The following is a 26,274-nucleotide window of genomic DNA, read 5'->3' as shown; positions in this document are numbered from 1 at the left end:
GTGGCGTCAGGGTTCGGGGCGGGGGCGATCGCGATCGGGGGTGCGCCTCCCATCCCACCACCAATTAACCTTAATATCCCATTGAGATAATTGTAAATAAGCTCCAACAGGTATTATGGTTATATAACCGGATTTTAATTCGCAAGCGAGATGCCGGGGTTTCGCCCTACGTGTTTCGTTCGCACTACCTACCGCAACAAACTTAGCACTTCTATTATTTGAAGCGCTTAAAAATAGTTAGGGCTGGCAGCAGCGTTACCCGGTTTCTGAGAAAAATCTTGGAGAAAGGCGACGAAACATCCGCTCAAAAACCGGGTTTCTCACCCCGCCCGCGTAAGTCTTAATAGCGTTAGCGGCTCCTAAAAAGAGCTGACTTCGCAGATAATCAATGTTCTAGTCTTAGATATAGAAAACCACTAGCGTCAGTTATGAATAATTGGAATTCGCAATCGGGAGATGTTGAGTGGGTAGATCAGGTTTACCAACTATTGCTGGAGATTGCTCGGAGCTCCTTGTCAGATATCCCCAGAATCCCGGAAAACATCACTGTTAAGGCTATCCCTCTGATCCAGAAGGTACAAAGCATTCAGCAAAGACCTGACGGGCAAGTGTTCAAATCTGGTTCCTTTTCAGTAAACGATCACGAATGGGTTGATCGAGTCTGTCAACTATTGGTAGAACTAACCAGCGCGTCTTTGTCCGAACAGCCCAAAATGCCGGAAAACCTGGCAGGCAGATCTTTAGCCCTCGCCGATAGAGCACAAAAAATTAAAGAAGATATCGAAGAAAATGCAGCCCAAACCCCAGCAGATGAAGATGAAAATTCCTTACAGTCTCCAGACGAGCTGCTTTCCCTCTTGCACCACAGTTTGAAAACTCAGCGCGCCAAAAGCTACAACCCCGATGCCCCCGAATGGCAACAAGTCTTGAGTCTGCTCGACGTAGTGCAGTCACTTTACAAGCAAATCCAAAATTAAATTTAAGCTTAACTCAGGCGGGTCTTGATGGTGCGATCGCTGGCTCTTAAAGGCGGTTGCTCTTTGACAGAAAATTTTTTTTGCCGTAGCCCGAAGATTTCCGATTATTGCACTTTTGTCAACTACACTAGGTTTAATCGGTTCTAGGGCAAGAGAACATGAGCGGACAAAACATCGGCGATTTGTCAAAAGAAATATTAGCCGATCGCTATCAGTGCGATCGGCGGCTCGGCAAGCAAGCAGGACGGCAAACTTTACTCGCCCGCGACTTAAAAACGCAACAGCAAGTAGTAGTCAAACTCCTCTCATTCAGCAGCGACTTTAACTGGGAAGACTTAAAACTGTTCGAGCGAGAAGTCGAAACCTTAAAATCCCTATCCCATCCTGCAATTCCTCGATATCTAGACTCCTTTGAAATCGACACCCCCAACCGCAAAGGATTCGCCCTAGTTCAGACTTACATCGAAGCCAAATCCCTACAAGAATATCTTTCAGACGGCCGCAGCTTCAGCGAAAGCGAAGTCAAACAATTAGCCACAGCATTATTAGACATCCTCGCATACCTGCACCAGCGACAGCCCCCGGTGATTCACCGCGACATTAAGCCCAGCAATATTTTACTCAAGAATCGATCGGGCAACAGCGTCGGGGAAGTCTACCTAGTCGATTTCGGTGCAGTTCAAACCCTAGCAACCCAACAAGGAAAAACAGTCACCGTTGTCGGAACTTATGGCTATATGCCGCCCGAACAATTTGGCGGGAGGGCGGTTCCCGCTTCCGACTTGTACGGCTTGGGAGCAACATTAATCGCCTTAATTACCAAGCAGCATCCTGCCGATTTACCGCAACAAGATTTGCAGATCGAATTCGAGCAATTCAGCCAACTGAGTCCAGGTTTTACCAATTGGCTGAAGTGGATGACACATCCCAGTTTAGAACGCCGTCCCACCTCAGCCCAGATCGCAAAAGAAGTTCTAGAAAAACCGCAGCAAATAAATAAATATTCCCAAACATTGAGAATGGGGAAAATTGTGAGTAGCGGCAGGTTGTTCGCAACTGCGATTTGGCGCAGCACTGGGACAGGAGCTATAGCTGTAGGAATTTGTGCAGCATTTTACGCTACCTTTCTGTTACCGATTCTGGGGACAGTTGCAGGAGGAATCCTCGGCTTTTTTCTCGGCGCAATGCTGGGTTTGGAGAACGGAATTATCATCTCACTTGTGACGATCGTGTGGTTTTTTCCCCTAACTAATCCCCAGCTTCACCGACAGGTTTTAACTGCGATAGGTATGGCAATCTGTACTTTTACAAGCATCCTCTTTATGAAAACGCTAGGTTTGGAGTCTATTTTTTTTGACCCTTGGGACGATACGTTTAGTTATGTACCCTCATTGACTGATTATATTTTTGTAGTTGTGGCACCATCGCTCATTGCAGGGCTGTCAATGGGGATAGGTAGCAAGTCTTTTGCCCGGTGGTATCAAAAAGAAAGTGGACTTTAATTTAAATTAATAGAAAAAAATGACTGGCAAAATATTAGCAGAACGCTACGAAATGCAGCGGCAACTGGGAAAAAAAACTGGTCGCCAAACACTGCTAGCTCGCGATTTGGAAACTCAAGAATTAGTTGTCATCAAACAGCTCTTCCTCGGCAGCGATTTTGAATGGCAAGACATCAAACTATTTGAACGGGAAGCGGAAACTTTAAAAACGCTTTCTCACCCAGCAATTCCCCGCTACCTCGATTACCTGGAAATTGACGAACCAGACAGTAAAGGATTTGCCTTGGTACAGACTTATGTAGGGGGAAAAACTTTAGAAGAGCATTTGCGAGCGGGCCGTAATTTTAGCGAAAGCGAGGTAAAAGAATTAGCTAAATCGCTGTTAGAAATTTTGATTTATTTGCACGATCGCAATCCCCCTGTCATCCACCGCGATATTAAACCCAGCAATATTTTACTGCACAACAGATCCGGTCACACTGTCGGACAAGTTTATTTAGTTGATTTCGGTTCGGTGCAGAACCAAGCTGCAAAATTTGGCGGTACGATTACAGTAGTGGGAACCTACGGATATATGGCGCCGGAACAATTTGGCGGGCGATCCGTTCCGGCTTCGGATTTGTACGGTTTGGGTGCGACTTTAATTTATTTGGTAACGGGTTTGCATCCCACCGAACTGTCGCAGCAGGATTTAAAAATTCTATTTGCCGATCGAGCCGCGTACCTCAATCCTAATTTAATTGATTGGTTGGAGTGGATGACAGAACCGAGTTTGGAAAAACGGTTATCTTCGGCTGGGGAAGCATGGAACTCGCTGGCAAATCCCCGCGAGATCTCCAAAAGTATTATGCCCGTGCAGCCGCCAGGCACCGATATTAAATTAACGAAAAATTCCGAGTTTATAGAGATTGTAATGCCGCCACATGGATTCGCTTTTGATTGGGTTTCCATACTTTCGGGTGCGGTTGCTGCGAGTATCGCATTGTGGACTAATTATTACAAAATCCCGATAAATCTATGGGTTTTGAGGATGATTTCAGGCAGTTTTTTAGGAGCGGCTGGAGTAATGTCGATCTTTGCACTATTTCGGGAATTGCATCTGGTAATCAATCGCAAACAAATATCCTATAGCAGCCATCTGCTGGGGCTGAGATGGAATCATTTCCAGCCAGCTCCCAGGCAGCACATTGGGCAGTTGGAAATTGAAAAAATTGGAGACAATCTTTCTGAGGTGATTATTCAAACAGACAAAAAATATCGACTGGGAGTGAAACAGGGACTAAGTGAATCAGAAATAAAGTGGTTAGCAAGTGAACTGAGCCAGTGGTTGGGATTAAAAATTAAAATAACCCAAACAGAAAGTAAAAAGAATAAATGATTCTGAAAATACAGCATTTTTCAGATATGTGAGGTACACTCTTGAAACTTGAAAAATGCTGTATATCCCGATCGCCCTCTCAAACCATAGCCCCCTCAAACTGTGGGATGGGCGTCCCGCCCCTCCCGTGTATTTTCCCAACAGGCGGGACACCCCACAAGCCTCATCCTCAAATTGTGTAACCCCGATCGCACTCGTCCGCTTTCGGTCAATCTCATGCAACCGTCGGCCCCGATCACCCGTAAAATGCTATCAAAGGGATTTGGCAAGTAGCACTCATCCCAATCATCTGTTAACTTGGAGATATTGTTGTGGACTTATCGCTAATTCCGGCACAGCCGAAACCAGGACTGCTCAACGTCCTCATCGAAATTACCGCCGGTAGCAAAAACAAGTACGAATTTGATAAAGACTTGCAAGCCTTTGCTCTCGATCGGGTGCTTTCTTCCTCAGTCCAATATCCGTGCGACTACGGCTTCATACCCAATACCTTAGCCGATGATGGCGACCCCCTCGACGGCATGGTAATGATGGATGAGCCCACATTTCCAGGGTGCATAATCGCAGCCCGTCCGATCGGAATGCTGGAAATGATCGATGGAGGTGACAGGGACGAAAAACTGCTGTGCGTTCCCGACAAAGACCCCCGCTACGCTCACTATAAGTCCCTCAAAGACGTAGCCCCCCACCGGTTGGACGAAATAGCCGAATTTTTTAGAACCTACAAAAATTTGGAAAAAAAAGTCACGGAAATTCTGGGTTGGCAAGATGTCGATCAAGTCATGCCCTTAGTGGAAAAGTGCATCGCAGCCGATCGCAAATAAGCCCCTAACCCGCACTCCTCGACTACAACCCGACTAAAAACTCAGGAGGCCGAACTTAAGGCGACCGCTGCACGTCTAGGGATGCAGTCGAGGAACGGGTAGCTAGAAGGTCTAATCAATCGTGAATGCCGAGTCACCGGAACGGCATTCCTCAAAACCCCACCCCGGCCGCAATCTTGAAAAAAATACTACTCCTAGAGTAAGATTAAGCGCAAATTATACGCCAGGGGAATGCGTTCTACGTTTGAGGAAATTTTACCCTAACACTTAGATAGATCGGCGCTATCTTAATCTCAGAACACAGAACACGCCGGGCAGCCCGCAGGATGAAAAAAATAATCTCTCAAGCGTGACATCTCTTACACGAATCGGTAAGGTTGAGAATTCTAACAGCCAAAGTGTTCGGCACTCGGATGGTTTGCCGATAAAGCGCTTGATTATAGTACAGATTGCTAAAAACTAAAAACTAAAAACTAAAAACTAAGATTTCAACTCCAAGTTCCTGCCGCCAAAACTAAAAAAAATGCCAGATTCCGCACCCTCTCTACCCAATTCACAGCCTTCCGATCGCAAAGCCACAATGGAAAATAGTCCTTTGACCGAGTTTGTCGTTCAGTTTTGGGGCGTGCGGGGCAGCATAGCCACCCCCGGCACCAAAACACTTCGCTACGGAGGTAACACCTCCTGTGTAGAAATGCGCTTGGGTAAAAAACGCCTGATCTTTGACGGCGGTACTGGCCTGCGAGTTCTCGGCCTCAACCTGCTGCGGCAAATGCCAGTGGAAGCCCATATGTTTTTTAGTCATACTCACTGGGATCATATTCAAGGGTTTCCGTTCTTTACTCCCGCCTTTATCCCAGGGAACTGCTTTCACATTTACGGTGCGATCGCCCCCAACGGCACTACCATCAAACACCGTCTTGCCGACCAAATGCTGCACCCAAATTTTCCCGTCCCCATCCAGGTAATGCAGTCAGACCTCAAATTCAACGATTTGACCCCTGGGGATATTCTCGAACTCGACGATGTGAAAATAGAAACGGCATTGCTCAACCATCCCAACACTGCGATCGGATATCGAGTCACCTGGGAGGGACACACGGCCGTCTACTGCACCGATACAGAACATTTTCCCGATCGCCTAGACGACAATGTGGTACACCTAGCTCGCAACGCCGACGTGCTGATTTATGACGCCAACTACACCAACGAAGAGTATTACGACTTCAAAACCCCGAAAGTCGGCTGGGGACACTCGACTTGGCAAGCAGGAGTAGAAGTAGCGAAAGCTGCTGGAGTCAAAAAAATCGTGATGTTTCACCACGATCCGGGTCACGACGACAATTTTCTCGATCGTACAGAAGCAGAGGTGCAGGCAGTTTTCGCCAATAGTTGCTTAGCCCGCGAAGGCATGAGCATACCAGTGATTTAACCAAAAATAAATTCAGAATTATGAAACAGGAAAAACCCCGCAAACGTCGCAGAGTAGGCTTGCGGGGGCTTTACTCAACGTTGCTAGTATTGATAATTATCTGTTGTACCTGCGGCGGATGGGTTGCAGCTCAGACTGCCTATTCTGGCACTCCCGCGCGACTTGCTCAGGTTTCTTCGATCGAGGATACTGGTACAGTCGATCGCATACCCGAACGCTACCAACTCGGACAGCAACTGTACCTAGAAAACTGCGCCACCTGTCACATCGCTTTACCGCCGCAAGTCTTACCTACAGAAACTTGGCGCCGATTGCTGCAAGATCCCCAACACTACGGACAAACCCTCAAACTGCTAGTAGACCCGCCCCGCCTGCTAGTCTGGAACTACCTGCAAACTTTTTCCCGTCCCCAAGCAAAAGACGAAGAACTCGCCTACCGAGTCGCCAGTTCTCGCTATTTCAAAGCACTGCACCCCAAAGTCAAACTGCCACAACCCGCAAATATCAGCAGTTGCGTTACTTGTCACCCCGGCGCGTCTCAATACAATTTCCGCAAGCTTACCGCCGAGTGGCAAAACTCTCCGTAACGAAGATTAAATTCGTAATTATATCGGAGTGCGAGGGAGACGATCGCACTAACCAGAAAACGGCGATCGCATTCTGACCTAGAGACTTATCCAAAGTGTGGGTGCGATCTTTCAATTTGTGCTTACTGGGCATCGCACCTTACAAATAACCTCTGGCTTTACCCTCATCAATAACTCTGACGGCTAACGGTGAAGTTGTGCGACTGCCGATAACGTCTGTTGCCAAACCGACCAAACTTGCTAGTGGGTTCCCAGCGAGTGGTTAGCTGCTGCTTGAGTGGCATACAAGTAAAAAATCTGTGCCTTTAGCTACTTTTTGAGCAATTGTTATGATATCTTAACTTTACCGGAGGCTAGTTCCGACAATTTAAGAAGCCTGGTTATCAAGTAACCTAATTTATGATTGACAGTAAAAAAATTCGACTGAAATGGGAAAGTTATTGGTTTAAAACCTTTGGGAGATGGCGCTCGTGTTCATTGACCTGCCCAATAGACAGACCTCATCCTCGGCATATTTTTTGGAGTTGGATTGGCAGTTTTTTGGCAATTACTGCAACGTCCTATCTTGCTGTAAAAACTAATTCTCCTTTACTAATGGCTCCGTTTGGTGCTACAAGCGTTCTGATCTTTGGTGTCCCTGACAGCCCTTTGGCTCAACCCCGGAATGTCATTGGGGGCAATTTCTTAGCTGCTCTCACCAGTTTAATGATTCTGCATTTTCTCGGTTCTTCTCCCTGGGCGATGGGAATGGCTGTTTCTACTGCGATCGGAATTATGCAGATTACGCGAACTCTACATCCGCCTTCGGGAGCAGTTGCCTTAGTCGTCATGATGACCAAACCAGACTGGAAATTTTTGCTAACACCTGCTTTTGAGGGATCAATAATTTTGGTCTTGTGCGCCGTCATCTTTAATAATTTAGCGGCAGAAAGGACGTATCCCCAGCACTGGTTATAGCATTATCTCTAATTCTCTCATCCTTCCCTCGGGAGCACTACCCAAAATCGGGATGCTCCCTCGATTCTGACTTCCATCGGACTTCTTTCTTCCATCAATTACATCCCGATCGCGTGCTTGGTTGCCGAACTTTCTTCTGCTAGATCAATCAAAAAAAACGGACGGATCGGGGGAAGGTCGAGATCCCTTTTGAAAGCGTTCCCAGGACTCCTTTAGCTGAGCCGGCGCTCGATATTCGCGATCGTAAACCACCAGCACATTCGTCAAATTCCGCCCCGGCGGCAATAAAATCTCCCCTTGATGAGCCAAACCCACCGAAGCGCCCCCGTCCAAATTCATCGCTTCAAAACAGCCGATCGCCTGCATAACTTTAGCTTCTGCTTCCAAAGACAAACTATCAAGAAAAGTCACCAAAAATAACTTATCTCTGGAAGCCGGAAAGCCGATCGCCGTTCTCGACCCCACGCCCAAAACATGAGAATCTTTAAAACCTTCCGATAAAGGAGACAGCCAAACTTTCCCCCCTTTTACCAATCTCGGCCCACAAGTCAGAGAAAACCAATGTTGACTCCAATCCGGCTTACCTTCGATTCTCGCCGTCACCATTTCCAATTGATTTCCCGCTTTAATTCCCAAAGTCGTGCCGTAATTTTCCCATCGGCTGTACTTCAGAAACTTACCCGCTGCCACCATATTTCCCAGCACAGATTTCTGCTCATCTTTACCAAAAAAAGTCCCGTTAGCAACAACAGCAGCCCGGTAACGCGACACCATATTTTCAAAAGGTTCGTCACCCCGCGTTACTTTAGAAGTATTTGCAAAATCTGCATTATTAGCTAACCCAATTGTGATGTAAATTTCTGGGTCGGCGAGGTCAATAGTTGTTAGATAAAAACTTGCGCCAGCTACATTTTGGCGGCTGAGTTGTACGGGTTTTGCTTGCTTAGCGGAACGTTTGAGAATTTGAGGTTGAGACTGCGACGCAGCAGGAGAACTTTCTGGCGATTTTACAATTGGATTACTCCGCAGAGGTTGATTGGTTTTGGCAGATTTTACAATGGGATTGTTAGGGAGATGTGGAGGAGTTTGATTTGATTGTATACTTGATAAAAAAGCGAGTGACTTTTGCCACAGTTGACCCGCGAGAGTCAAGAAACTCTCTCGGTTTTGGGCGATCGCAAAATAGTCAGCCGCAACCCGCGCCAAAGCTATGCCCGTTAAAAATAAAAAAGTGCGCCGCAGTATCGGGCGACAACGTTCAGACTGTTTGCGTTTAGACATAAAAAATCTCAGCTAGGATAGCGAACACTTTCCTCTGGCTGTGACTACAATGGGCGATCGCGCGAATTCTGAAACTACCAGTAGCAAGGTGCGCTGCGGCGCACCTTACCACTCATTCAAAACTCAAAACTATTTCCCTAGCCGGTATTCCGCATCCCTGCAGCAATACCATTAATCGTCAGCAGAGCTCCCCGCAACAATTCACCCTTGCTGTAACGCGAGTGAATCACCCCCGGAACCCCGCCACTACCGTGCTGCCGCAAGCGTTTCAGCAGCGAAACTTGCAACAAACCCAAAGGCACAATCGTCGCATTTCGCAACTGCACCGAACGCTGCAGCGACGGATCTCCATCCAACAAACGTTGGTGTCCGGTAATCGTTAAAACCAAATCGCGAATCAAGTGAAATTCGGTCGCAATTTGATCGAATAAAGCCTTAAAACGCTCCTTGTCAGCCGGCAAAGCTAACTCCTGCACGTAGTGTTCTGCAATCTGCAAATCCACCTTAGATAAAGTCATTTCCACCTTAGAAATTACCATTCTAAAAAATGGCCATTTCAAGTAGAAATACTGCAAAAGTTTCATGTGTTCTTCCGGTTCCTCTAGCAAAAACTCTTGCAAAGCTGTGCCTACACCGTACCAAGAAGGAAGTAAAAAGCGGCTTTGAGTCCAGCTAAACACCCACGGAATTGCTCGCAAACCGCTGATGTCTTTTTTGCCACCGCGACGGGCCGGGCGAGAACTAATTTGCAACTGGCTGATTTCTTGAATCGGGGTAACTTGGTGGAAGAAATCGACTAAATCCGGCTGTTCGTAGATTAAATGGCGGTAGTGCGATCGCGATCTAACCGACAACTCCTCCATAATCTCATTCCAAGGGTCGATGCCATCAAAGCCAGTGTGCAGCAAACTAGCTTGAATTACCGCCGCCGCCACAGTTTCCAAATTGTAAAGGGCCAACTCCGGCAAAGAATATTTAGAAGCCAAAACCTCGCCTTGTTCGGTAATCTTAATTCGCCCGCTAATACTCTTTCCAGGCTGAGCCAAAATTGCCTTGTAAGCAGGCCCGCCGCCGCGCCCTACCGAACCGCCTCTGCCGTGAAAAATCCGCAACTCTACATTGTATTTTTCCGCAACCATTTGCAAAGCCTTTTGAGCTTTGTGGATTTCCCAATTGCTGCTGAGGAAACCAGAATCTTTATTGCTGTCGGAATAGCCCAGCATCACCTCTTGCAATTTGAGAGTGTCGATTGGACATTGGATATTTTCTTCGCTTTTTTCCGCTCGTTCCTGCGCGTATCCTCCTATTAGCAAAGCTCGATAAAGCGGCAGATCAAATATTTTTTGCATTACTTCCGGCGCTTTTTTCAAATCTTCCACCGTTTCAAACAGGGGAACTACTTGAATGCTGCTAATTCCTGTCGCCGGATCGTAAAGTCCGGCTTCTTTTGCTAACAGCAAAACTGCCAGTAAATCGCTGACATCGTGGCTCATGCTAATGACGTAAGTTTGGCAAATTTCCGGGCCAAACTCCTGCTGCATTTGCCGCAATATTCGGAAGGTATTAATCGTCTCGCAAGTTTTGGGAGAAAACGGCAATTCTGCTGGAATTAAAGGGCGGCGAGTTTGCAGTTCAGTTGCGAGCCAAATAATTCGATCGCATTCCGACATTTGATTGTAAGGCTTGGGCAAAATTTGCAAGTATTCAGCAATTTCGCTCAAAGCGTCGGAGTGTACTGTGGACTCTTGGCGGATATCTAAGTAAGCCAAATTAAATCCGTAAATTTCTACTTGGCAGAGCAGATTTTCCAAGTCCCGACAGCTCAAACCTGTTTCGACTAAATTCCGCTCGATGAGCTGCAACTCAGTCAAAAACTCAGTACCCGATCGATAAAGGCCAGTCATTCCGGGATTTTCCGACAAAGCTTCGCGTTCCCGCTGCAACTCGTCTCCTTTGTAGAGCCGCCAATTACGATCGCGCGTATTTTCCAGTCGCTGCTGCACGTAGGCCAGCTTCAACCGATAAGGTTCTTGCCGATAGCGGATTGCCCATTGCTCGTAAACCTCCGGGAATTCCGATTTGTCGCGATCGAGAGATTCGAGCAATTCCGGCAGCACGTCGCTCCAGTGCAGCGACAAACTCAAAAGTTCGTTCAGCCGCTTCACGGCGTTGATGTACTTACACAGCACCAAATGGCGCTGATAGCAAGCGGTTTGCCAAGTAACTTTCGGAGTCACAGAAGGATTGCCGTCTCTGTCGGAACCTACCCAAGAACCGAATTTGCAAAAATTGTAACTCGGCGGTTTCAGGTAAGGATAAGAAGCGTGCAGCGCTTGCTTGAGTCGGTGGTAGAGTTCTGGAATTGCATCAAACAACACTTCATCAAAGTAGTGCAGAGTGTACTCCACCTCGTCAAGCACAGTCGGCTTGAACTGGTGCAGTTCGTCAGTGCGCCACCAGAGGCGAATTTCTTCCATCAGTTGCTCTTGGAGAGCCGCCGCTTCCCAGCAAGACACCGGGTAGGGGCTTTGAGGGTCGGTCCCGATTACCTGAAATTTCTCGTCAACTTGGTCTAGCTGTTGGAGAATCTTCGCCATTCGTCGCTGTTTGGTGCGGATTGTGTGGCGGACAATTTCTGTCGGGTGAGCGGTGAATACTAAGCGGATGTCCAACTGATCGATCAAGCGCTGAATTTGCTGGCTGGGTACGTTCAAGCGCAGCAACATCGGGAACAGTTGGTGAAAAGTGCCGGCATCACGAGTGATCGTCTCGTTGCTGTCTGCCTTGCTCAAAGCCATTTGGGCGGGGCCGGGGCCTTCCCTGTGGCGCGGGCGATCGGGGGCATCCGTTGCTTGTCCTGGCAGCTTAGAAAACATCCGCCCACCAGCGTCGTTGCTGCTAGCGTAAGCTAGCTGTTGGTCTCGCTGTTCGTAGTGCTGTTCGACAATGTTGATCAACTGAAAATACAGTGCAAAAGCCCTAGCGGCACGGATGGCGGCGTTGAGGTCGAGCTTTTCGATTAGCTGTACGACATTCGACTCGCGAAAGTGAGTGGCTTGTCCCTCGGCGGAATTGACCGATCGCATTTGTTGGAGCAAATCCACCAATTCCTGCCCGCACTCCTGTCGCAGCACCGATTCCCACAAGTCCTCTACAACTTTGAGGCGATTTCGCAGAAACAGGTCTGATTTTGAGTAAGCGGGAGAATGGGAAATAGATGTTGCATCAATAATAGCCTGTTCTGAAGACTGGAGGACTGAACTCATCGGGCTGTTCCTCAATAGCTGCGGGTGTCAAGAAAATTGTATGGTTTAGTTTCGCCTAAAACACTTTTGTTTGCAGTCAAATTTGAGACAACTTATTGCAACGTAGAAAGTAGAAGGCACTTATGTACAAAGTATAAGGAAAAATAAATTTTTAGACCACAGATTGTACCTATTGTCAAGCTTTCATATCAGTTGAGTGGCGATTTTAGATTTTAGACGATCGGCGTCAGACGTTCGGCGAGCGATCGCGTCGAACACTTTGAGATTTACTCCCAAGATGACTCTGGGAAGTTGAACTAGGGTCGAAAATTTTTATCTCTCCCCGACCGGAGTCGGGGGCTAGTATCCGTTTTTGGGCGGAGTCAAAAAATTTAACTTCTAGCTGCTGCAGCATCATTCCTTGGGCTTTCTAATCCTGTGATTGAGGAAAGTTGAGTACGGGAAGGCGCGAACCCCGAAAGACTTCTTCGCTTTCAACGCCGATCGACGCAACAAACTCAGCAGCAGCTTTAGCCGCCACTAATCCGCCCAGCATAGGTAAAGCGACCAAGCTCAACAAAATATCTGAGGGCACTGGCAACTTTGGGCTGTTAGGTGTTTTATTGTTGAGCAAGTCTTGGTTTTCCGACGACATAAATTTCTCCTGTGTCAATCCGTAATCCTCAGTTTACAAGGCAAATAATCATCTTGACCGCTGCTTTCTGACGACTTCTGAGATCAAATCATGTGACATCCGATATCCTGCAAGCGATCGTCTCCGCGCAGCCAAGTCTATAAATATTTTCTCGCGACATCTTAAGATCGCACTCGGAAAAAACGTTTTGTATAAAATCGGGATACTCCCCGAATGCGATCGATCATCGTGCGACTCTCTCCGCGTAGCCCAACGAAACCACAGCACTACAGTCGGAAAATCATAGACATTTGCAGAAAAGCCAGTCTTGAACAGGCATCCTGCCTGTTCCCCAAAAATTATGAGAGAGATCTAATTATTATTCGGATGCAAACGGAAACGATATGACTAATGACGAATAACTTGTTGCTTGGCTTAATTTGGACCTATCTGTGCCAAAATGTCGAGGTATTATCAAAAAAATATTCCCCAACGGAGCGAAGCCGAGGGAATACAAGGCAAGACACTAAGTCCAGCATGGCTTAAACCAGACAAAACGGTTAGGCTCGGCAAATCAAATAATTGTCTGTAAAATCTGTAACTGTGCTATTTCTAGAAAACAAAACCAGCTTTGGCAAAATTTAGAGTTTCATGTTGAATGCGAACGGGAGCATATTGGCAGACAATCGATCGAGCGCCTCGCAGTGGGCGCAAGAAGCTTTAGGGCTTCCCGAAGTTCAAGTACAAGCGCGTTTGCGGGGAAATCACCTGCACATTTTGTGCGAAGCAGCGCAGTGTCCGTCTCAAGAATTGGTGACGGCGAGATTTACCAACGCCCTCGAACACACTGATTTAACACGACTGCTACCCGATCGACCTAAAATTTACCAGTTGTTTCTGTGCGGCCGCAAAATCGGTTCCCGACAAAATGACTGGACAGTCCGGCTCGATTGTAGCAGTCCCAAGCGACAGCCACAGCCACAGCAACCAGAACCAAAAGTTGCCGAAGTGCCGCCGCCAGCGAGTTCCCCCGACGAAACGCCAGAAAGCCGTAAAAAAGGCGGATTTTTCGGCAAATTTAAGAATGACAACCAGAAACTCAAACAGACACCAAAACCGGTAGAAACAGCGCCCCCCCCGCCACAAGTACGGGAAGAACTGGATTTTGACGCCGAAAGTCTGCCCATCGCCTCCCGCATTCAATACCCAGAAGTTTTTGAAACTTCCCCCGTGACGATCGACACTTCGGCTGCTGCGACGCGGGAAGTTGTCGGTTCCGCCGTTCCCCCGCAGCCGAAAGCGAACCGTGGCGCGGTGGCTTTGATTCAATCCCCCCAAGCTGACTCAGGCGAGGGCGATCGCGATGGAACATTGACGGTTTCGCCGGAAACGTTGGCGCGCCGGGGCTATCCAGATGCGATCGCCAGCTATCTCAGCGAAATCCTCGGGCCGATGGGAGTTTCGGTGAAAGTCAGCATTCGCGAAAAAGAACTCAAAAGTAGCCGGGAAACTCTGCCGCTGAACGGGCAGGAAAATATCAAGCCCAAAGAACGGCGGTTGCTGGTGCTGTGCGAGTCAGCTTACAGCCCCGACCCCTCATTGCTGGCCGAACCCATCGCCGGCAGGCTACGGAAACTGCAACTAGAGGATTTCCGCGAAGCCGCGATCGCCAGCCAAGTCAGCGGCGAAGCAAAGCCGGATTGGCTGCTGCGGGTGGATTTGACTTCGCCGGACAAAATTCTCAAGGAATGGGCCAGGTGGGGAGACGTACAGTCGATCGCCAAACTGCTCAATCAACACTTGGCAGCATCGAGAGTTGAAGTGCGGGCCACCCTCAAAGAAGCAACCCTCCACCTGTTTTGCAGCAAAACTGCCAAAAAAGGACAAAAGCCTAAACGGCAAGAATACCCGGACAAGCAGCAAACCACCGACGCGATCGCCCCTTTGTTAGCATCCTTCGCACCCCAAGGCATCCGCGCAGCTACTATCTACGGCGTAGAACCAGCCAAGGACTCTCAGGCAGCGCCGGAGTCCCCCGTGTGGATAGACTGGGTGGACTTGCCTGCTGCCCACCACCCCGACTTGGCTGCGAACGCTAGGACGCTGGCGATCGAGGGCGACCAATTGGCTCTGACTTTTTTATTGAACAGGTTGCTTAACCCCAATCTCAGACGCAAGCTGGAAACAGGAGGGATTCGGGCTGTCGTGCTGCAAAAAGCCAACGTGCTGCACGTTATGACAGAAGCTCTGACTTGCCCTTCTCAGTCGAAGGTAGGCCCGCCGGTGGCGAAATTTTTGCGGCACTTACAAATTCCGGGAGTGGCAGGGGTGCGAGTCTACGGACGCCGCGCCGGCCAGAAACTGCCCCTGTGGCGCTACGCAATAGACCTCAGAACGGCCGTTGACGAGGAATCAAGGACGGCACCGGCACCGATTCCCTCGCAAGTGGCTGTCTTGGAAAAGGAACCGGTACCCGACTTTGCGGCGGCGGAGGATGGGAGTTTTTCGGGTTTGGGCGACAATTTGGTGTTCGATGCTCCCACGCCCAACTCCTGGCGGCCGCGTTTCAAAATCAGACTCCCCGGATACAATCTGGGCGAGCAGTTAGTTCAAGCTGCGGTGCAACCGCTTGTCGCTTCGGGTTTGTTTGTTCCCAACGATGGTTTATCAACGAATGCTGCTGCGCCGGGGGGCGTGAGAGCCGATCGCGCGGCGGGAATGGCTTTGATTTGGGCGATCGCCGGCTGTCTTCTGGCTTTCAATACCGATTGGCTGCTCGGTCTATTTCTGCAATCTGCGACGGTCAGTCAAGCTCCTAGCGCCTCAGAAGTTTGTAAGGGCCCAAATTGTCAAAATCCCTCTCCCAAGCCTGTGGACGACGTTACAGCCCGACTTCCGAACGAAACCGCGAACCCCGTTCCCCCTTCTGGGGAGGTGAACTTGCCTCAAATTCCCTTGCAGCCGTCGCCGGAAGCGAACCAGCAAGACGTTTTTAATGGCTCTGGGTTTACGAAACCGGGAAATACTAGCGTTCCTGTAGCTGATGTTTCTGCTCCTCCGGTGTTCCCAACTTTGAGGAGCGAGCAGCTTGACGATCAGATAGCGCGCTATCAAGAGTACATCCACCTGCACAAAAAACCGCCGGATATTTTAATTGTCGGTAGTTCGAGGGCGCTGCGGGGCATCGACCCGGCGGTTTTGGAAACCGCTTTGGCAGCTTCGGGCTACCCGGGGCTGAGGGCTTACAATTTTGGGGTAAATGGAGCTACTCTCCAGGTTGTAGATTCGATCATCCGTCGGATTTTGCCACCACAACAACTGCCGAAATTGCTGGTGTTGGCGGACGGAGCGAGGGCTCTCAACAGCGGGCGGCCGGATTTGACTTTTAGTGCGATCGCTTCTTCGGAAGGTTACAGGCAATTGAGCCGGGGTAGTTTTCTGATCCGAACCAATCAATTAGAATCCGAAACATCGAACGAAAGCGCCAACAATCCGGTGGCGACTGCGACTGAATTGGTAAACAATTTGGGACAAGCTCAAGCTAATGTTCAGCAATTGGTGAGTCAAAAGTTGGTGGAGGGTTCTGCAACTTACAAAAAGCGCGATCGACTTAAAGGGTTTTTGCGATCGATCGTTAATCCATCAGCCCCTGTTGCAACCGACAGCCCCCAAACCGCAGCCCTGGGCGAACAAACAACGGAAAATGCCCAGCCAACCGGTGCGAGTAAACCCGTCAGCGAGTTTCAACCAAATGGCTTTTTGCCGATCGATATACGCTTCAATCCCGAAACTTACTTTCAGAAGCACCCGAAAGTATCTGGTTATTACGACTCCGACTATCAAAATTTTAAATTGATAGGCGAACAAGCTCTAGCACTGAAAAATCTGATCGAATTTACCAAGGTTCGCAACATCAATCTCGTGTTTGTGAATATGCCTCTGACTGAAGATTATTTAGATCCGGTGCGGACAGGTTACGAACAAGAATTCCGGCAATATATGCAAGAATTAGCAGCCCAAAGCGGACTAATTTTCCTAGATAAGAGTTTATTGTGGCCGCAAGCGCGGGAATCTTTTTCCGACCCCAGCCACCTCAACCGTTACGGTGCTGTTGCAGTTTCTAAGCGGTTGGCTCAAGATCCCATGATTCCCTGGCCGGCGAAACAATAGTTTTGACTTTTGAGTTGTGAGTTATTTTAGAAGTTAAATGAACCCAGCGTGGCGAGTGCTGCGCGACTCTCTCAAAACTATTCTTTCCGGCCACTGGATACTGAAAATGAAAAGATTGATATTTCCTGAAAACACCAAAAATCTACAGATAAAAAGTACCAGAAAAAATCTGCCTTTGATATTTTTTATATTATCTTTAGCATTTTTCTGCTTCAGTTTGTATAAAGGTTTCTTTTTACCATTAGCTTTATCATCAGGGCCGCCCAGCAACGAACAAAGTAGCGAACAGCCAACTCTGGCCCCCTTTGAACAGGTGGTAAAAGACGCACAAAAGTTAGAGGGATTATTTACCCTTTACCGCAATCAAGCAACTGATAAAGTATATCTGGAAATTAAACCGGAACAACTAAACAAAAAGTTCCTGTGCTTTGTGACATTGGCATCGGGTTTGGGGGAATCGGGCATTTTGAGCGGAATGCCGATCGGCGATTTCTTGTTTCAACTGCGGCGCGTTCAAAATAACGTGCAGTTTGTGATCCCAAATATAAATTTTCGCACAAGTCCGGGCGACCCGCAAGCAGGTTCGGTAGAACGGGGATTTAGCGACTCGATTCTCTATTCTTTGCCTCTCAAAAGCATTCATCCGCAAAGACAAACTCTGCTAATAGATTTAGGAGAGTTGCTGATGAGCGAAAAACGCGATTTACCAGGGGTAAAAGCAATTTTGCCGATGCTTTTGGGTTCTTCTTACTCGATCGATGCAGACAAGTCTTCTTTTAAAGATGTTAAAGCGTTTCCGCTGAATGTGGAAATTGCTTCTGTCTATGGTTTTTCTAGCGATAACGACAGTGCCGTTAACTATTTACCTTCGGTTCCTGACAGTCGGGCTTTTAACCTCCGCATTCACTACAGTTTCTCGGAAGTGCCGCTAAATAACGGCTACCGCCCCAGACTGGCGGACGAGCGAGTGGGCTATTTTCTTACAGCATATAAGGACTTTTCTGACAAGAGCAGCCGGGAGCCTTTTGTGCGCTATATCAATCGCTGGCATTTGCAAAAGCAAATCCCGACGGCGCCGATGTCGCCTCCGGTACAGCCGATCGTCTTTTGGATTGAAAATAATGTGCCTGTGGAATACCGAAATGCAATTCGCGAGGGAGTTTTGGAGTGGAACAAAGCTTTTGAAAAGGCAGGTTTTACTGAGGCAATTCAGGTCAAACAAATGCCGGACAATGCTAAATGGGACCCGGCTGATGTTCGCTACAATACTATTCGCTGGTCGAGTTCTTTGGAGGCTCAGTTTGCTGGCATCGGACCGTCTCGCACTAACCCGCTGACGGGGGAAATTTTGGATGCTGACATTCTGTTGGATGCTAATGTTGTCCGGGAAATAAAACAGGGTTATCGGTCTTTGGTGGAACAAAATAGATCGCTATCTAAGAGTTTTCAAGGGCGAAACGGTTCTAATACTAATCCCTGTCAGTTCGGGATGTATTCTCGCTATTTGAAGGTGCTAGAAAATGGGGATTTAGGAAAAAGCAGCGGGGAAAATGCTCAAGGTGGAATTGCTGATGATTTGCCGACTTTGGTAGAAAAATACCAAGAGCAAAAACGCTCGCCGTTATCGCGGTTGATGTCGAGTTCGGATATGTGTTTTGGGTTGGAATCGAGCCGCCAGTTTGCGATGGGGGCAATGTCGATGGATCTGTTGGAAAATGCAGCGCCTAGCAGTGGGACTATTGACAATTATGTGAATGAATATATCCGATTTTTGACGGCCCACGAAGTCGGTCATACTCTCGGTTTGAGGCACAATTTTCACGGGAGTACGATGCTGCAACCGGAGGATTTGAACAATACTCAGGTAACTCGCACGCAAGGTATGGTGGCGTCGGTGATGGATTATGTGCCGATTAATTTGGCACCGCAGGGAACTGTGCAGGGCGACTATTTTCCAACGATTGTAGGGCCTTATGACGATTGGGCGATCGAGTACGGTTACAAAGTGATTGGCGGCGTAAACCCCAACAGCGACTTACCAGCGCTGCAACAAATTGCCAGCCGCGCTGCCCAACAGCAATTAGCTTACGCGCCGGATGAGGATTCGGTTGATATTCTCGATCCCGCTGCGAATACTTTCGATCTCAGCGCTAATATGCTGAGGTATTCGCAATGGCAATTGGATAATGCTAGGGCGATGTGGAAGCGTTTAGAAAAGCGAATTCCGGTTGGGGAAGACGGTTATAACGAACTGCGGGTGATGTTTGATTCGGTGTTCGGGTATTATCTCAACCAGGTGATGAATGCTACTTTGTACGTCGGCGGGCAGTCGTTTAATCGGATTCGCCCTGGAGATACTAATGCGAAGTTGCCGTTTGTGCCGATCGAACTTTCTCAGCAGCGTGAAGCTTTAGCAACATTAGAGAAGTACGTTTTTGCGCCGGATGCGTTTAGTTTTGCGCCGGAATTGCTCAACAAATTGGCGCCTTCGCGCTGGGAACACTGGGGGAGTCCGGCTTTGGTGTTTCCTCTAGATTACCCGATCGGCGATCGAATTACTTTTTTGCAGAGGTTTGTGTTGCGAGTTTTGCTATCTCCGATGCGCTTGGCGAGGCTGCGGGATGCCGAGTTGAAATCAGCACCGGAAACTGCTTTGAGGTTGCCGGAAGTGTTGGATACTGTGCAAAAGGATATCTGGCAAGAAGTTTTGCAGCCGGAAAAGAAGATGCAAATTTCCACTTTTCGGCGTTCTTTGCAGCGGGAACATTTGGCGATTTTGATCGGAATGGTGTTGCGAAAAACCAGTGTTCCAGAGGATGCGCGGAGTTTGGCTTGGTACGAGTTGCGGCAGTTACGGGAGGGTTTGAGCAAGAGTATTCGGAATTTGGATCGGAATGCGGATGCTTATACGCGGGCTCATTTGGAGGAAACGCGCGATCGTATTTCTAAGGTTTTGAATTCGCAGATTCAGTCGAATTAATTTGGGGGTTCAGAAACCGGGTTTTTGAGGAAGATATTTCGTTGCCGCCCGCAGATTTGGTCAAAAACCCGGTTTCTGAGAATCTCAGTCAAGTTAAAATAATAGCGATCGCCCATCAATTGACAAAACCTCCGTTATCTCTGACTTTAACCAAGGGGATGGTGGATTGCTATCGTAATCGATGAAATAATTGTATGCCAATTGCTCGTACAGTTCGTCAACTAACGATTGTAAGTCTAATAATTTGCAAACACTAAACTTGTGTCATCGCAACGATTTGAGCGGTGGTTAATACCAACTGAGGAAACGTTGGAGAAACAATAATGGCTTCTCCTTGATATCGCTGTGCCTGATATTCACCATCGATTAAGCGGTTGATAGTCACCGTAGGCTGTTTTGGAGAACCAATATACTGAACGCCTCCCAACCCTGCATAATCAACAATCCAATACTCCAGGATTCCTAAAGTTTCATACTCATTCAATTTGATGCGGTAATCATCGCGCCAATTCGTACTGACAACTTCGATCGCCAACGGAGGTGGAATATAGGCAGCAGCAGAGGCAGAACTTTGACGCATTCTGACCCATTCTTCCTTGGCAAATACCACAATGTCCGCTTTACGACTCGATTCACTTTCGCCCGGGCCAGCCTTCAATCTGACTTGTTTACTTTGTCGAGGAACGTAGGGAAGGTTCAAGGATTGGCAATGATCTACCAAGAGACGACATAATCCATCGACGACATCCTCATGTTTGGCTGTGGGTTCACTCAAGGGCATGGCAACTCCATTGACTAGCTCGAATGATCTACCGGAGTCGTCATCCCAGTTGATAAATTCCTCGAAGGAAAGGGTTTTTTGGGCGATCGCAACCATTGATATTAACCTTTTGCGTAGGTTGGCTCTCTGTTGTCTATTTCTAGCTTAACGCTTTCGATATCCATTTTAGTGTGCATCAAAGGGGTAGCTTAGCAATACGATCGACCCATTCCTCTGCACTAGATGCTGCCCAAATCAAGAGTAGTTCTTCGATGACAACTTCCATCGGTATTTTTCGCGAAACAATAATGACTCCGGCACTCTGATTAGTAGTAATGAACTCAGCAAATTCCGATGGCATTGTTTTGCGATCGTGGCTGACGAGAACACGTCTTTGCTGTGCTGCAATTGCCAGCACGTCGGAATCTTTAACGCCTTCTAACCCAGCAGCAAAAGCAGTTTGAAAGTCGATTGTAGATTCTCGTCGCAGTAATCCTGTGACGATCGCCTGATTTAAGTCAGCATCAGCTTGATAGCGCACATTCACGATCGCACCTGCTGTCTTGCTGCCTTAGCTGCCATCAGTTTGTTGTACAAAGCTGGATCGCTGGTTTGTAGAGGTTGAGGCATGGCATCAAATGCAGCTTCTTCGGCGGCTAGGTAAGCGTCGATTTCAGCGCGGTTCCCTAGATAAAAGGCGATCGCGCCATAAACCTGTTCCAGTGTCAGTAGTGGGAAAGACTGAACAATAGTTTCGGGCGATAATCCTTGTTGGAAAGCATAGGCGATCGAGTCAAGAGAAATCCGAGTTCCTTCAACCCAATAGGCATCATTCCGATATTCTATGTAAGTTTTAACTGCTACAACTGGCATAAATTTTTTTAGACTCTAACTACTTCTGATCGTAGACGGAAGAACCCGCAGGCAGCCAAGGGTCTGCATGAGGTCTGTCAGAGGTTGGTTGCGAAAGGTTGCGAGTTGAATTAAGGCTTGAATGCGGATAACGTTGAGTTGTTCAAGGCGATCGCTCATTTGGATCAGTTGCTTGTGTTCTTCGGGAGTCAGGGTTTCGGCATGACGCTTGGCGATGAGGGCATGGTATTCTTCCCAGGCTTGTGCACTCAAGCCGATGTTAATTTGTTGCAGCAAGTCGGCTTCAGTAGGTTGGGTGGTTGGAAGTCTAGGCTGGAGGCGTTCTTGCAGGGTGTTGAGGATGTAGCGATCGGGTTCAACGCCCTGTCGAGATGCTTCAGTGCGGATCTGGTGTTCGAGTTCGGGAGAGAGGTTGAGGGTGATGGTGGTCATGGTTATCTTGGCAGCAACATCTATTTATTTTAGCGATCGGGCTTTCACCTTATCTCGAACTTCATCGCCTGGGACTTCTCGATTTTACTGCCCGCGTCCTGGTTTGCAATCTACGAAACCTAATGCTTCTGTGTCGAGAAAATTGGCGATCGAAATGGCGATCACCGCTGCGATCGGATATTCAATTTTGTTAGGATACGGAAAGAGGGCGATTGTTCAGATTATTAGAAAGGCGGATGAGTTAAGTTTAACCTGCTAACTTTTCCCATTCAATAAGACAGGTTTCAAGCCATTCTATGTTTGTTCTAAAATCCGTGAACTCGCCTTCAGTAACACTTCCAGCATGAGCATCAACCTTTCGATATTTATTGACTGCTTGCATATGATCTTTAAATGCATCCTTTTCCTTAAATATCTCTTCAAAAATATCCCACTCATGTTCCACAATGTCTTTTAAAAATATGAAAAAAATATTAACTTTTGAAGGATTAAATAATTCGCTATACTTTAATTTTTCCATATCTATCTTTTTGTTTTTTGAGTCCTGCTTCAGGTATTTCCAAACTGTAGTTTTTGCATCTTTTACCTTGTTGTAGTGTCCTAATATTTTTTGACGAATAATATCTCTCAACTTAAGTTCTAAGTCATTTCTTCTTTGGGATATTTCTTGACGCTTCTCATCCAGCGTAAGACTTAGTTTTTTATAGCGATTTCGGCTTTCTAAGTGTTGTTGAATAGCATCCATTCTGAAATCATATCCAGTTCCATCCTGATTACGTGAAATAATACCATACCCTACTAAGTGAGCTACATATTCTGGAGAATCTTTTGCCAAAGTGTTGAAGAAATCAACATCACCTAACGCCAAATATGTGAGCATAGTGTACTCATCTTTATAGAATTCCGTAAGAACTGCTAGGATCATACTCATATATTGTATACCTTTATCCTGAGCAAAATCATCTTTAGCCCTTTGGTACATTGGTCTCTCAACTCTGATAGGAATTTCTGTTTTGTTTGCTTGATACATTAAGCTACAAACTTGGCGTATAAGAAAAGGATGCCCACCAAAATCTTCAACAAGCTTGCCATAGATAACGTCGTCAAAAGTCACACCTAGAAAATTTCCCAACTGTTCAACCATGTCGCGTGTTTGGCCAACATCAAATCGTTCTAGATAATCAACTGAAACTGATTGAAAAATAGGATTATCGTATTCTTGTATTTTTGGTGCTTCGATACAAGTTGGATTAGTGCCAACTATCATGTATGAAAAAACTAGATTTAAAGCATTAAACGTAGATTTAAGACTTTGCCAGAACAATATGAAATCAAGACCTTTTTTCCAATGTTCTAAAACGGCTGTATTGAATGTAATCCTTTCGATTTCATCAAAAATCAAGAGTATAGGCTTTTCACCCAGCTTTTTATATATATCTAGCAAGTTTTTCTTAAAAGTTGCCTGTGCATCTTTTTCAGAATAGGATTCTATGGGACTTAGAATCCCTTTTAGCTTATTTTTTTTAGTTTGATACTTGTCAACAAGCTGTTCCAGAACATAGTAGAGGCATTCATTCCATCTGCGCTGTTGAAAACTGGTATCATCACAAGGAATGTAAATAGATGGAGAAGCAACACGTTGCATCTGTCGTTCAACAGCATATATGAGTGATGTTTTGCCTGACCGTCTTAGTCCAAACACACCTGAGTTTTCATTAGAAAAATGTCTATTTCCCAACTTGTTAATTAAGTCAGTTCTACCGAAGAAATATAAATCCTTTCTCAGAGGTGAACTAATATCAAAAAGATCTCGATCGTAGAAACTAGATTTGAACTTATTTCTTAAAAAGTGGGAATCTTGATTTGTCAAGAATTCATCATAAAAGATTGGTACGATAACTTGAGACTCTGTGGATTCTTTAATGATTTTTCTTATTTTTTTCTCAATTTCTATATCTTTACTTATTAAAACACTGCATATCCTCTCTATTCTCAAAGATTGATACTTGGCGAGAACCAAGTCATATATTGTATCGATAGCATCAATCGATCTAGCTTGAAAATTTTTATAGTCACTAAAAACAACTATCAGTTCTCTTTCAAAGCCAAACAGTTCTCTGTAAAGTACAGTCGCCTTGATTAGAGCATATTTATAGTGACTTTGTGCTATATTCACTTCACCTGCATTAGTGACATACCATTCCTTAGCTAGTTTTTCCAGTAGCTTCCATTCTTCATTTTGGAAGTTTGCTTTTTTCTTGTATACACTTACGTGCATTCCAGGTTCTTGTTCGCTCATGGCATTAAATCCTCACTTTTATAACTTAACCTGTAATCTCAACAACACTTTCCCCAGAACGTAAAAGCTCGATCGCATTGGGTAATTTTGCTGTCAGAATTTCCTTGAGACGATCGTTAGAATTGTCATGCGGCTAAAACGGGACGATCGAGTTTGCGAACTGCATACAGAAGCGCAGCTTTGAGATCGTCAAGTTCCAAGTCTGGCAATTCTTCGAGAATTTGTTCAAAACTCAAACCCGCAGCTAACAACTCTAGGATATCGATGACTCGAATCCGCATTCCCCGGATGCAGGGACGACCGCCACATTGTCTTGGGTTCACAGTAATTCTGTCAAACAGATCGGCAACGGATGCTGGCATTGGTTACAATTGTTTGAAACCTTTGTCTCTAGCTTACCTCATTTATCGCCCCACGCTCACACCGCGATATAATTCTGCGATCGCTATGCTGTAATAGAGATCAGTCCATTCAAACTTCGATAGTTTATGACTGCAGCAGTATCTATTGACATTGGTACGCTCATTACACGCACTCCCGGACAGCATGGTGGATGTCCTCACATCGTCGGTAAAGGCGTTACCGTTCGCCAGATCGTAACCTGGTACAAGCGAGGATTGACTGCTGAAGAGATTTGCGATCGCATCCGACATCTCACCCTCGCCGCAGTTTACGCCGCACTCACCTACTATCATGCCAACACCCAAGAACTTGAAACTTATTTGCTCCATCAAGCAGCAGAAGTTAAGCGTCTTGAAGCTTGGCACAGCAACTTTGGTAAATATGAAATGCTAAGAAATAAATAATACATCGCCCACAGAAAAATTTTCTAGATAAGCACTATCTTCAAACTGGGAAAGAGAAACTGATTTTTACCGGCTAAATTTAGCGGGTGTAGGAGCAATATCGGCAATGAAGTAAAGTTTTATAACAAAACTCAACATCTGTGCTTCTTGAGTAAACCGTAAAGTTCGCTCTCTTCAAACTGCCCTCGGTGAAAAATACGCTGTTTTTGGCTACCTTCCTGCGTCATTCCCAGCTTTTGTAGCACCTTAGCCGAGGCTATATTCCGCCTGAGACAAGTTGCATAAATGCGATCGAGCTTTAATGTTTCAAATATTCAACACTGATTTAGTGTAATTGATTCGTTTTTTTTCTCAAAAATTATGTCTGCTAACACTGCAAAAAATCATTACTTCCGATTGGCATTGTTCTGGGCGTTTCTGGGTAGTTTGGGAAGCTTGGCGGTGTTCCCTTATGCGCTGTCTCTGAATCCCGCACTAAGTCAATTGCCTGCACCACTACCTGTTTTGGCGATCGCCTCCGCCCTGCAAACCGGAATTTTTCTAATTCTCTTTTGTTGGATTGGACTCCGCCTCGGTAAGTCGATCGGACTCGATACCCCCCTCATTCGTGCGCTGGTATATCGACAGCCTTTCGGGCCAATATCTCAATCTGCTCTTAACACGGCGCTAATTGTAGGCTGCATCGGTGGAATCGTCCTGATAGGATTGAGTTTAGCTTTCCAACCTTGGATGGCGCCCACGGTAACTCCAACAACGCTCGAAATTGACCTCTGGAAACGCATATTAGCTTCCTTCTACGGAGGCATCACCGAAGAACTCTTGCTGCGACTGTTCGGTATGACATTGATTGCGTGGCTACTTTGGAAAATTTTTGAGCGAGACAAACCGCAACCCTCTACATTTATTTTTTGGCTGGCGATCGTGGCGGCGGCGATTCTGTTTGGTGTGGGTCATTTGCCTGCGGCGGCAAATGTCTGGGCATTAACCCCGATCGTCATTCTTCGCACAATTACACTCAATGCCCTCTTAGCGATTCCCTTTGGTTTTCTTTACTGGCGTTGGGGCTTAGAATACGCTATGTTATCTCATTTTTTTGCAGATTTGGTACTGCATGGAATTGGAGGAAGTTAGCAGGAT

The 26,274-nt window shown here is 46.8% G+C and carries 23 protein-coding genes; 12 read left to right on the top strand and 11 right to left on the bottom strand.

The genetic code is table 11. The features are described from left to right. The first annotated feature begins 428 nt into the window (after positions 1-428). From QUA23_RS07340 to QUA23_RS07310, 7 genes are all read left to right on the top strand, one after another. Positions 429-977 carry an inorganic pyrophosphatase gene (locus tag QUA23_RS07340; protein ID WP_333040883.1) on the top strand — a complete coding sequence of 183 codons (549 nt, stop codon included), beginning with the start codon at positions 429-431 and terminating at the stop codon, positions 975-977. A 158-nt stretch (positions 978-1,135) separates the two neighbouring features. Further along, positions 1,136-2,479 (top strand): serine/threonine-protein kinase, encoded by a 1,344-nt coding sequence (locus QUA23_RS07335; protein WP_333073625.1) that lies wholly within the window; start codon positions 1,136-1,138, stop codon positions 2,477-2,479. Positions 2,480-2,498: 19 nt separating this feature from the next. Continuing rightward, entirely contained in the window at positions 2,499-3,857 is a 1,359-nt protein-coding gene (locus tag QUA23_RS07330; protein ID WP_333073623.1) for a serine/threonine-protein kinase, read from the top strand. A gap of 311 nt (positions 3,858-4,168) precedes the next feature. Continuing rightward, complete coding sequence (locus tag QUA23_RS07325; RefSeq protein WP_006634582.1) at positions 4,169-4,681, top strand: inorganic diphosphatase; 513 nt, start codon at positions 4,169-4,171, stop codon at positions 4,679-4,681. Between the two features lie 523 nt (positions 4,682-5,204). After that, on the top strand, positions 5,205-6,113 hold the full coding sequence (locus QUA23_RS07320) for an MBL fold metallo-hydrolase (protein WP_333073621.1): 909 nt from the start codon (positions 5,205-5,207) through the stop codon (positions 6,111-6,113). 20 nt (positions 6,114-6,133) lie between these two features. Next, positions 6,134-6,700, top strand: a complete 567-nt coding sequence (locus QUA23_RS07315; protein WP_333073619.1) for a diheme cytochrome C — start codon at positions 6,134-6,136, stop codon at positions 6,698-6,700. 399 nt (positions 6,701-7,099) lie between these two features. Beyond that, a complete protein-coding gene (locus tag QUA23_RS07310; protein ID WP_445243473.1) occupies positions 7,100-7,657 on the top strand; it encodes an HPP family protein in 558 nt (185 codons plus the stop codon). 144 nt (positions 7,658-7,801) lie between these two features. Here the strand turns inward: QUA23_RS07310 and QUA23_RS07305 are convergent, their stop codons facing one another. The 3 genes from QUA23_RS07305 to QUA23_RS07295 all read right to left on the bottom strand — a co-directional run bounded on the left by QUA23_RS07305 (position 7,802) and on the right by QUA23_RS07295 (position 12,838). Further along, entirely contained in the window at positions 7,802-8,938 is a 1,137-nt protein-coding gene (locus QUA23_RS07305) for a phosphodiester glycosidase family protein (protein WP_333073616.1), read from the bottom strand. A gap of 137 nt (positions 8,939-9,075) precedes the next feature. Further along, the gene (ppc, locus tag QUA23_RS07300; RefSeq protein ID WP_333073615.1) at positions 9,076-12,204 is read right to left on the bottom strand and encodes a phosphoenolpyruvate carboxylase; all 3,129 of its coding nucleotides are present in this window, start codon (positions 12,202-12,204) and stop codon (positions 9,076-9,078) included. Positions 12,205-12,613: 409 nt separating this feature from the next. Next, positions 12,614-12,838: a hypothetical protein gene (locus tag QUA23_RS07295; protein ID WP_333073614.1), complete on the bottom strand. Its 225-nt coding sequence runs from the start codon at positions 12,836-12,838 to the stop codon at positions 12,614-12,616. Positions 12,839-13,468: 630 nt separating this feature from the next. Between QUA23_RS07295 and QUA23_RS07290 the strand changes: the two genes are divergently transcribed. Together QUA23_RS07290 and QUA23_RS07285 are read left to right on the top strand one after the other, a co-directional pair. Continuing rightward, positions 13,469-16,987, top strand: a complete 3,519-nt coding sequence (locus QUA23_RS07290; RefSeq protein WP_333073613.1) for a hypothetical protein — start codon at positions 13,469-13,471, stop codon at positions 16,985-16,987. Between the two features lie 106 nt (positions 16,988-17,093). After that, positions 17,094-19,967 (top strand): zinc-dependent metalloprotease, encoded by a 2,874-nt coding sequence (locus tag QUA23_RS07285; protein WP_445243476.1) that lies wholly within the window; start codon positions 17,094-17,096, stop codon positions 19,965-19,967. 93 nt (positions 19,968-20,060) lie between these two features. Here the strand turns inward: QUA23_RS07285 and QUA23_RS31005 are convergent, their stop codons facing one another. The 5 genes from QUA23_RS31005 to QUA23_RS07265 all read right to left on the bottom strand — a co-directional run bounded on the left by QUA23_RS31005 (position 20,061) and on the right by QUA23_RS07265 (position 22,032). Next, on the bottom strand, positions 20,061-20,168 hold the full coding sequence (locus tag QUA23_RS31005) for a hypothetical protein (protein WP_445243472.1): 108 nt from the start codon (positions 20,166-20,168) through the stop codon (positions 20,061-20,063). 52 nt (positions 20,169-20,220) lie between these two features. Continuing rightward, complete coding sequence (locus QUA23_RS07280; protein ID WP_333073609.1) at positions 20,221-20,844, bottom strand: Uma2 family endonuclease; 624 nt, start codon at positions 20,842-20,844, stop codon at positions 20,221-20,223. A gap of 79 nt (positions 20,845-20,923) precedes the next feature. Next, the gene (locus QUA23_RS07275; RefSeq protein WP_333073606.1) at positions 20,924-21,274 is read right to left on the bottom strand and encodes a DUF5615 family PIN-like protein; all 351 of its coding nucleotides are present in this window, start codon (positions 21,272-21,274) and stop codon (positions 20,924-20,926) included. Continuing rightward, on the bottom strand, positions 21,271-21,600 hold the full coding sequence (locus QUA23_RS07270; protein WP_333073603.1) for a DUF433 domain-containing protein: 330 nt from the start codon (positions 21,598-21,600) through the stop codon (positions 21,271-21,273). The genes QUA23_RS07275 and QUA23_RS07270 overlap by 4 nt, the downstream gene beginning before the upstream one ends. A 15-nt stretch (positions 21,601-21,615) precedes the next feature. Further along, on the bottom strand, positions 21,616-22,032 hold the full coding sequence (locus QUA23_RS07265) for a hypothetical protein (protein ID WP_333073602.1): 417 nt from the start codon (positions 22,030-22,032) through the stop codon (positions 21,616-21,618). Between QUA23_RS07265 and QUA23_RS07260 the strand changes: the two genes are divergently transcribed. Then, on the top strand, positions 22,031-22,291 hold the full coding sequence (locus QUA23_RS07260) for a hypothetical protein (protein WP_333073601.1): 261 nt from the start codon (positions 22,031-22,033) through the stop codon (positions 22,289-22,291). The two genes, QUA23_RS07265 and QUA23_RS07260, sit on opposite strands and share 2 nt — an antisense overlap. Here QUA23_RS07260 and QUA23_RS07255 read toward each other — a convergent pair. Together QUA23_RS07255 and QUA23_RS07250 are read right to left on the bottom strand one after the other, a co-directional pair. Continuing rightward, entirely contained in the window at positions 22,280-24,331 is a 2,052-nt protein-coding gene (locus QUA23_RS07255; protein WP_333073599.1) for an ATP-binding protein, read from the bottom strand. The two genes, QUA23_RS07260 and QUA23_RS07255, sit on opposite strands and share 12 nt — an antisense overlap. Positions 24,332-24,456: 125 nt before the next feature. Then, entirely contained in the window at positions 24,457-24,693 is a 237-nt protein-coding gene (locus QUA23_RS07250; protein WP_333073596.1) for a DUF433 domain-containing protein, read from the bottom strand. 126 nt (positions 24,694-24,819) lie between these two features. On the opposite strand from QUA23_RS07250, the gene QUA23_RS07245 reads away from it, so the two are divergent. Continuing rightward, positions 24,820-25,137 (top strand): DUF433 domain-containing protein, encoded by a 318-nt coding sequence (locus QUA23_RS07245; protein ID WP_333073594.1) that lies wholly within the window; start codon positions 24,820-24,822, stop codon positions 25,135-25,137. Positions 25,138-25,268: 131 nt separating this feature from the next. On the opposite strand, the gene QUA23_RS31000 is transcribed toward QUA23_RS07245, so the two are convergent. Beyond that, positions 25,269-25,451, bottom strand: a complete 183-nt coding sequence (locus tag QUA23_RS31000) for a GNAT family N-acetyltransferase (protein WP_445243475.1) — start codon at positions 25,449-25,451, stop codon at positions 25,269-25,271. A gap of 46 nt (positions 25,452-25,497) precedes the next feature. Between QUA23_RS31000 and QUA23_RS07240 the strand changes: the two genes are divergently transcribed. Further along, the gene (locus QUA23_RS07240) at positions 25,498-26,268 is read left to right on the top strand and encodes a CPBP family intramembrane glutamic endopeptidase (protein ID WP_333073593.1); all 771 of its coding nucleotides are present in this window, start codon (positions 25,498-25,500) and stop codon (positions 26,266-26,268) included. Positions 26,269-26,274 lie beyond the last annotated feature (6 nt).

Source organism: Microcoleus sp. Pol1C5, from assembly GCF_036701115.1.
GTDB lineage: Bacteria > Cyanobacteriota > Cyanobacteriia > Cyanobacteriales > Microcoleaceae > Microcoleus.
Note: the sequence above shows the minus strand (reverse complement) of the source record. Positions and strands in the feature narration are given on the sequence as shown.

Bases quoted from the DNA above. Each gene is read 5' to 3' on its own strand.
- QUA23_RS07285 (WP_445243476.1), top strand. From the start codon at position 17,094: ATGAAAAGATTGATATTTCCTGAAAACACCAAAAATCTACAGATAAAA.
- QUA23_RS07270 (WP_333073603.1), bottom strand. From the start codon at position 21,600: ATGCCAGTTGTAGCAGTTAAAACTTACATAGAATATCGGAATGATGCC.
- QUA23_RS07240 (WP_333073593.1), top strand. From the start codon at position 25,498: ATGTCTGCTAACACTGCAAAAAATCATTACTTCCGATTGGCATTGTTC.
- QUA23_RS07260 (WP_333073601.1), top strand. From the start codon at position 22,031: ATGGTTATCTTGGCAGCAACATCTATTTATTTTAGCGATCGGGCTTTC.
- QUA23_RS07320 (WP_333073621.1), top strand. From the start codon at position 5,205: ATGCCAGATTCCGCACCCTCTCTACCCAATTCACAGCCTTCCGATCGC.
- QUA23_RS07290 (WP_333073613.1), top strand. From the start codon at position 13,469: ATGTTGAATGCGAACGGGAGCATATTGGCAGACAATCGATCGAGCGCC.
- ppc (WP_333073615.1), bottom strand. From the start codon at position 12,204: ATGAGTTCAGTCCTCCAGTCTTCAGAACAGGCTATTATTGATGCAACA.
- QUA23_RS07340 (WP_333040883.1), top strand. From the start codon at position 429: ATGAATAATTGGAATTCGCAATCGGGAGATGTTGAGTGGGTAGATCAG.
- QUA23_RS07245 (WP_333073594.1), top strand. From the start codon at position 24,820: ATGACTGCAGCAGTATCTATTGACATTGGTACGCTCATTACACGCACT.
- QUA23_RS07315 (WP_333073619.1), top strand. From the start codon at position 6,134: ATGAAACAGGAAAAACCCCGCAAACGTCGCAGAGTAGGCTTGCGGGGG.
- QUA23_RS07310 (WP_445243473.1), top strand. From the start codon at position 7,100: ATGATTGACAGTAAAAAAATTCGACTGAAATGGGAAAGTTATTGGTTT.
- QUA23_RS07250 (WP_333073596.1), bottom strand. From the start codon at position 24,693: ATGCCAGCATCCGTTGCCGATCTGTTTGACAGAATTACTGTGAACCCA.
- QUA23_RS07265 (WP_333073602.1), bottom strand. From the start codon at position 22,032: ATGACCACCATCACCCTCAACCTCTCTCCCGAACTCGAACACCAGATC.
- QUA23_RS07305 (WP_333073616.1), bottom strand. From the start codon at position 8,938: ATGTCTAAACGCAAACAGTCTGAACGTTGTCGCCCGATACTGCGGCGC.
- QUA23_RS07255 (WP_333073599.1), bottom strand. From the start codon at position 24,331: ATGAGCGAACAAGAACCTGGAATGCACGTAAGTGTATACAAGAAAAAA.
- QUA23_RS07295 (WP_333073614.1), bottom strand. From the start codon at position 12,838: ATGTCGTCGGAAAACCAAGACTTGCTCAACAATAAAACACCTAACAGC.
- QUA23_RS07330 (WP_333073623.1), top strand. From the start codon at position 2,499: ATGACTGGCAAAATATTAGCAGAACGCTACGAAATGCAGCGGCAACTG.
- QUA23_RS07280 (WP_333073609.1), bottom strand. From the start codon at position 20,844: ATGGTTGCGATCGCCCAAAAAACCCTTTCCTTCGAGGAATTTATCAAC.
- QUA23_RS07335 (WP_333073625.1), top strand. From the start codon at position 1,136: ATGAGCGGACAAAACATCGGCGATTTGTCAAAAGAAATATTAGCCGAT.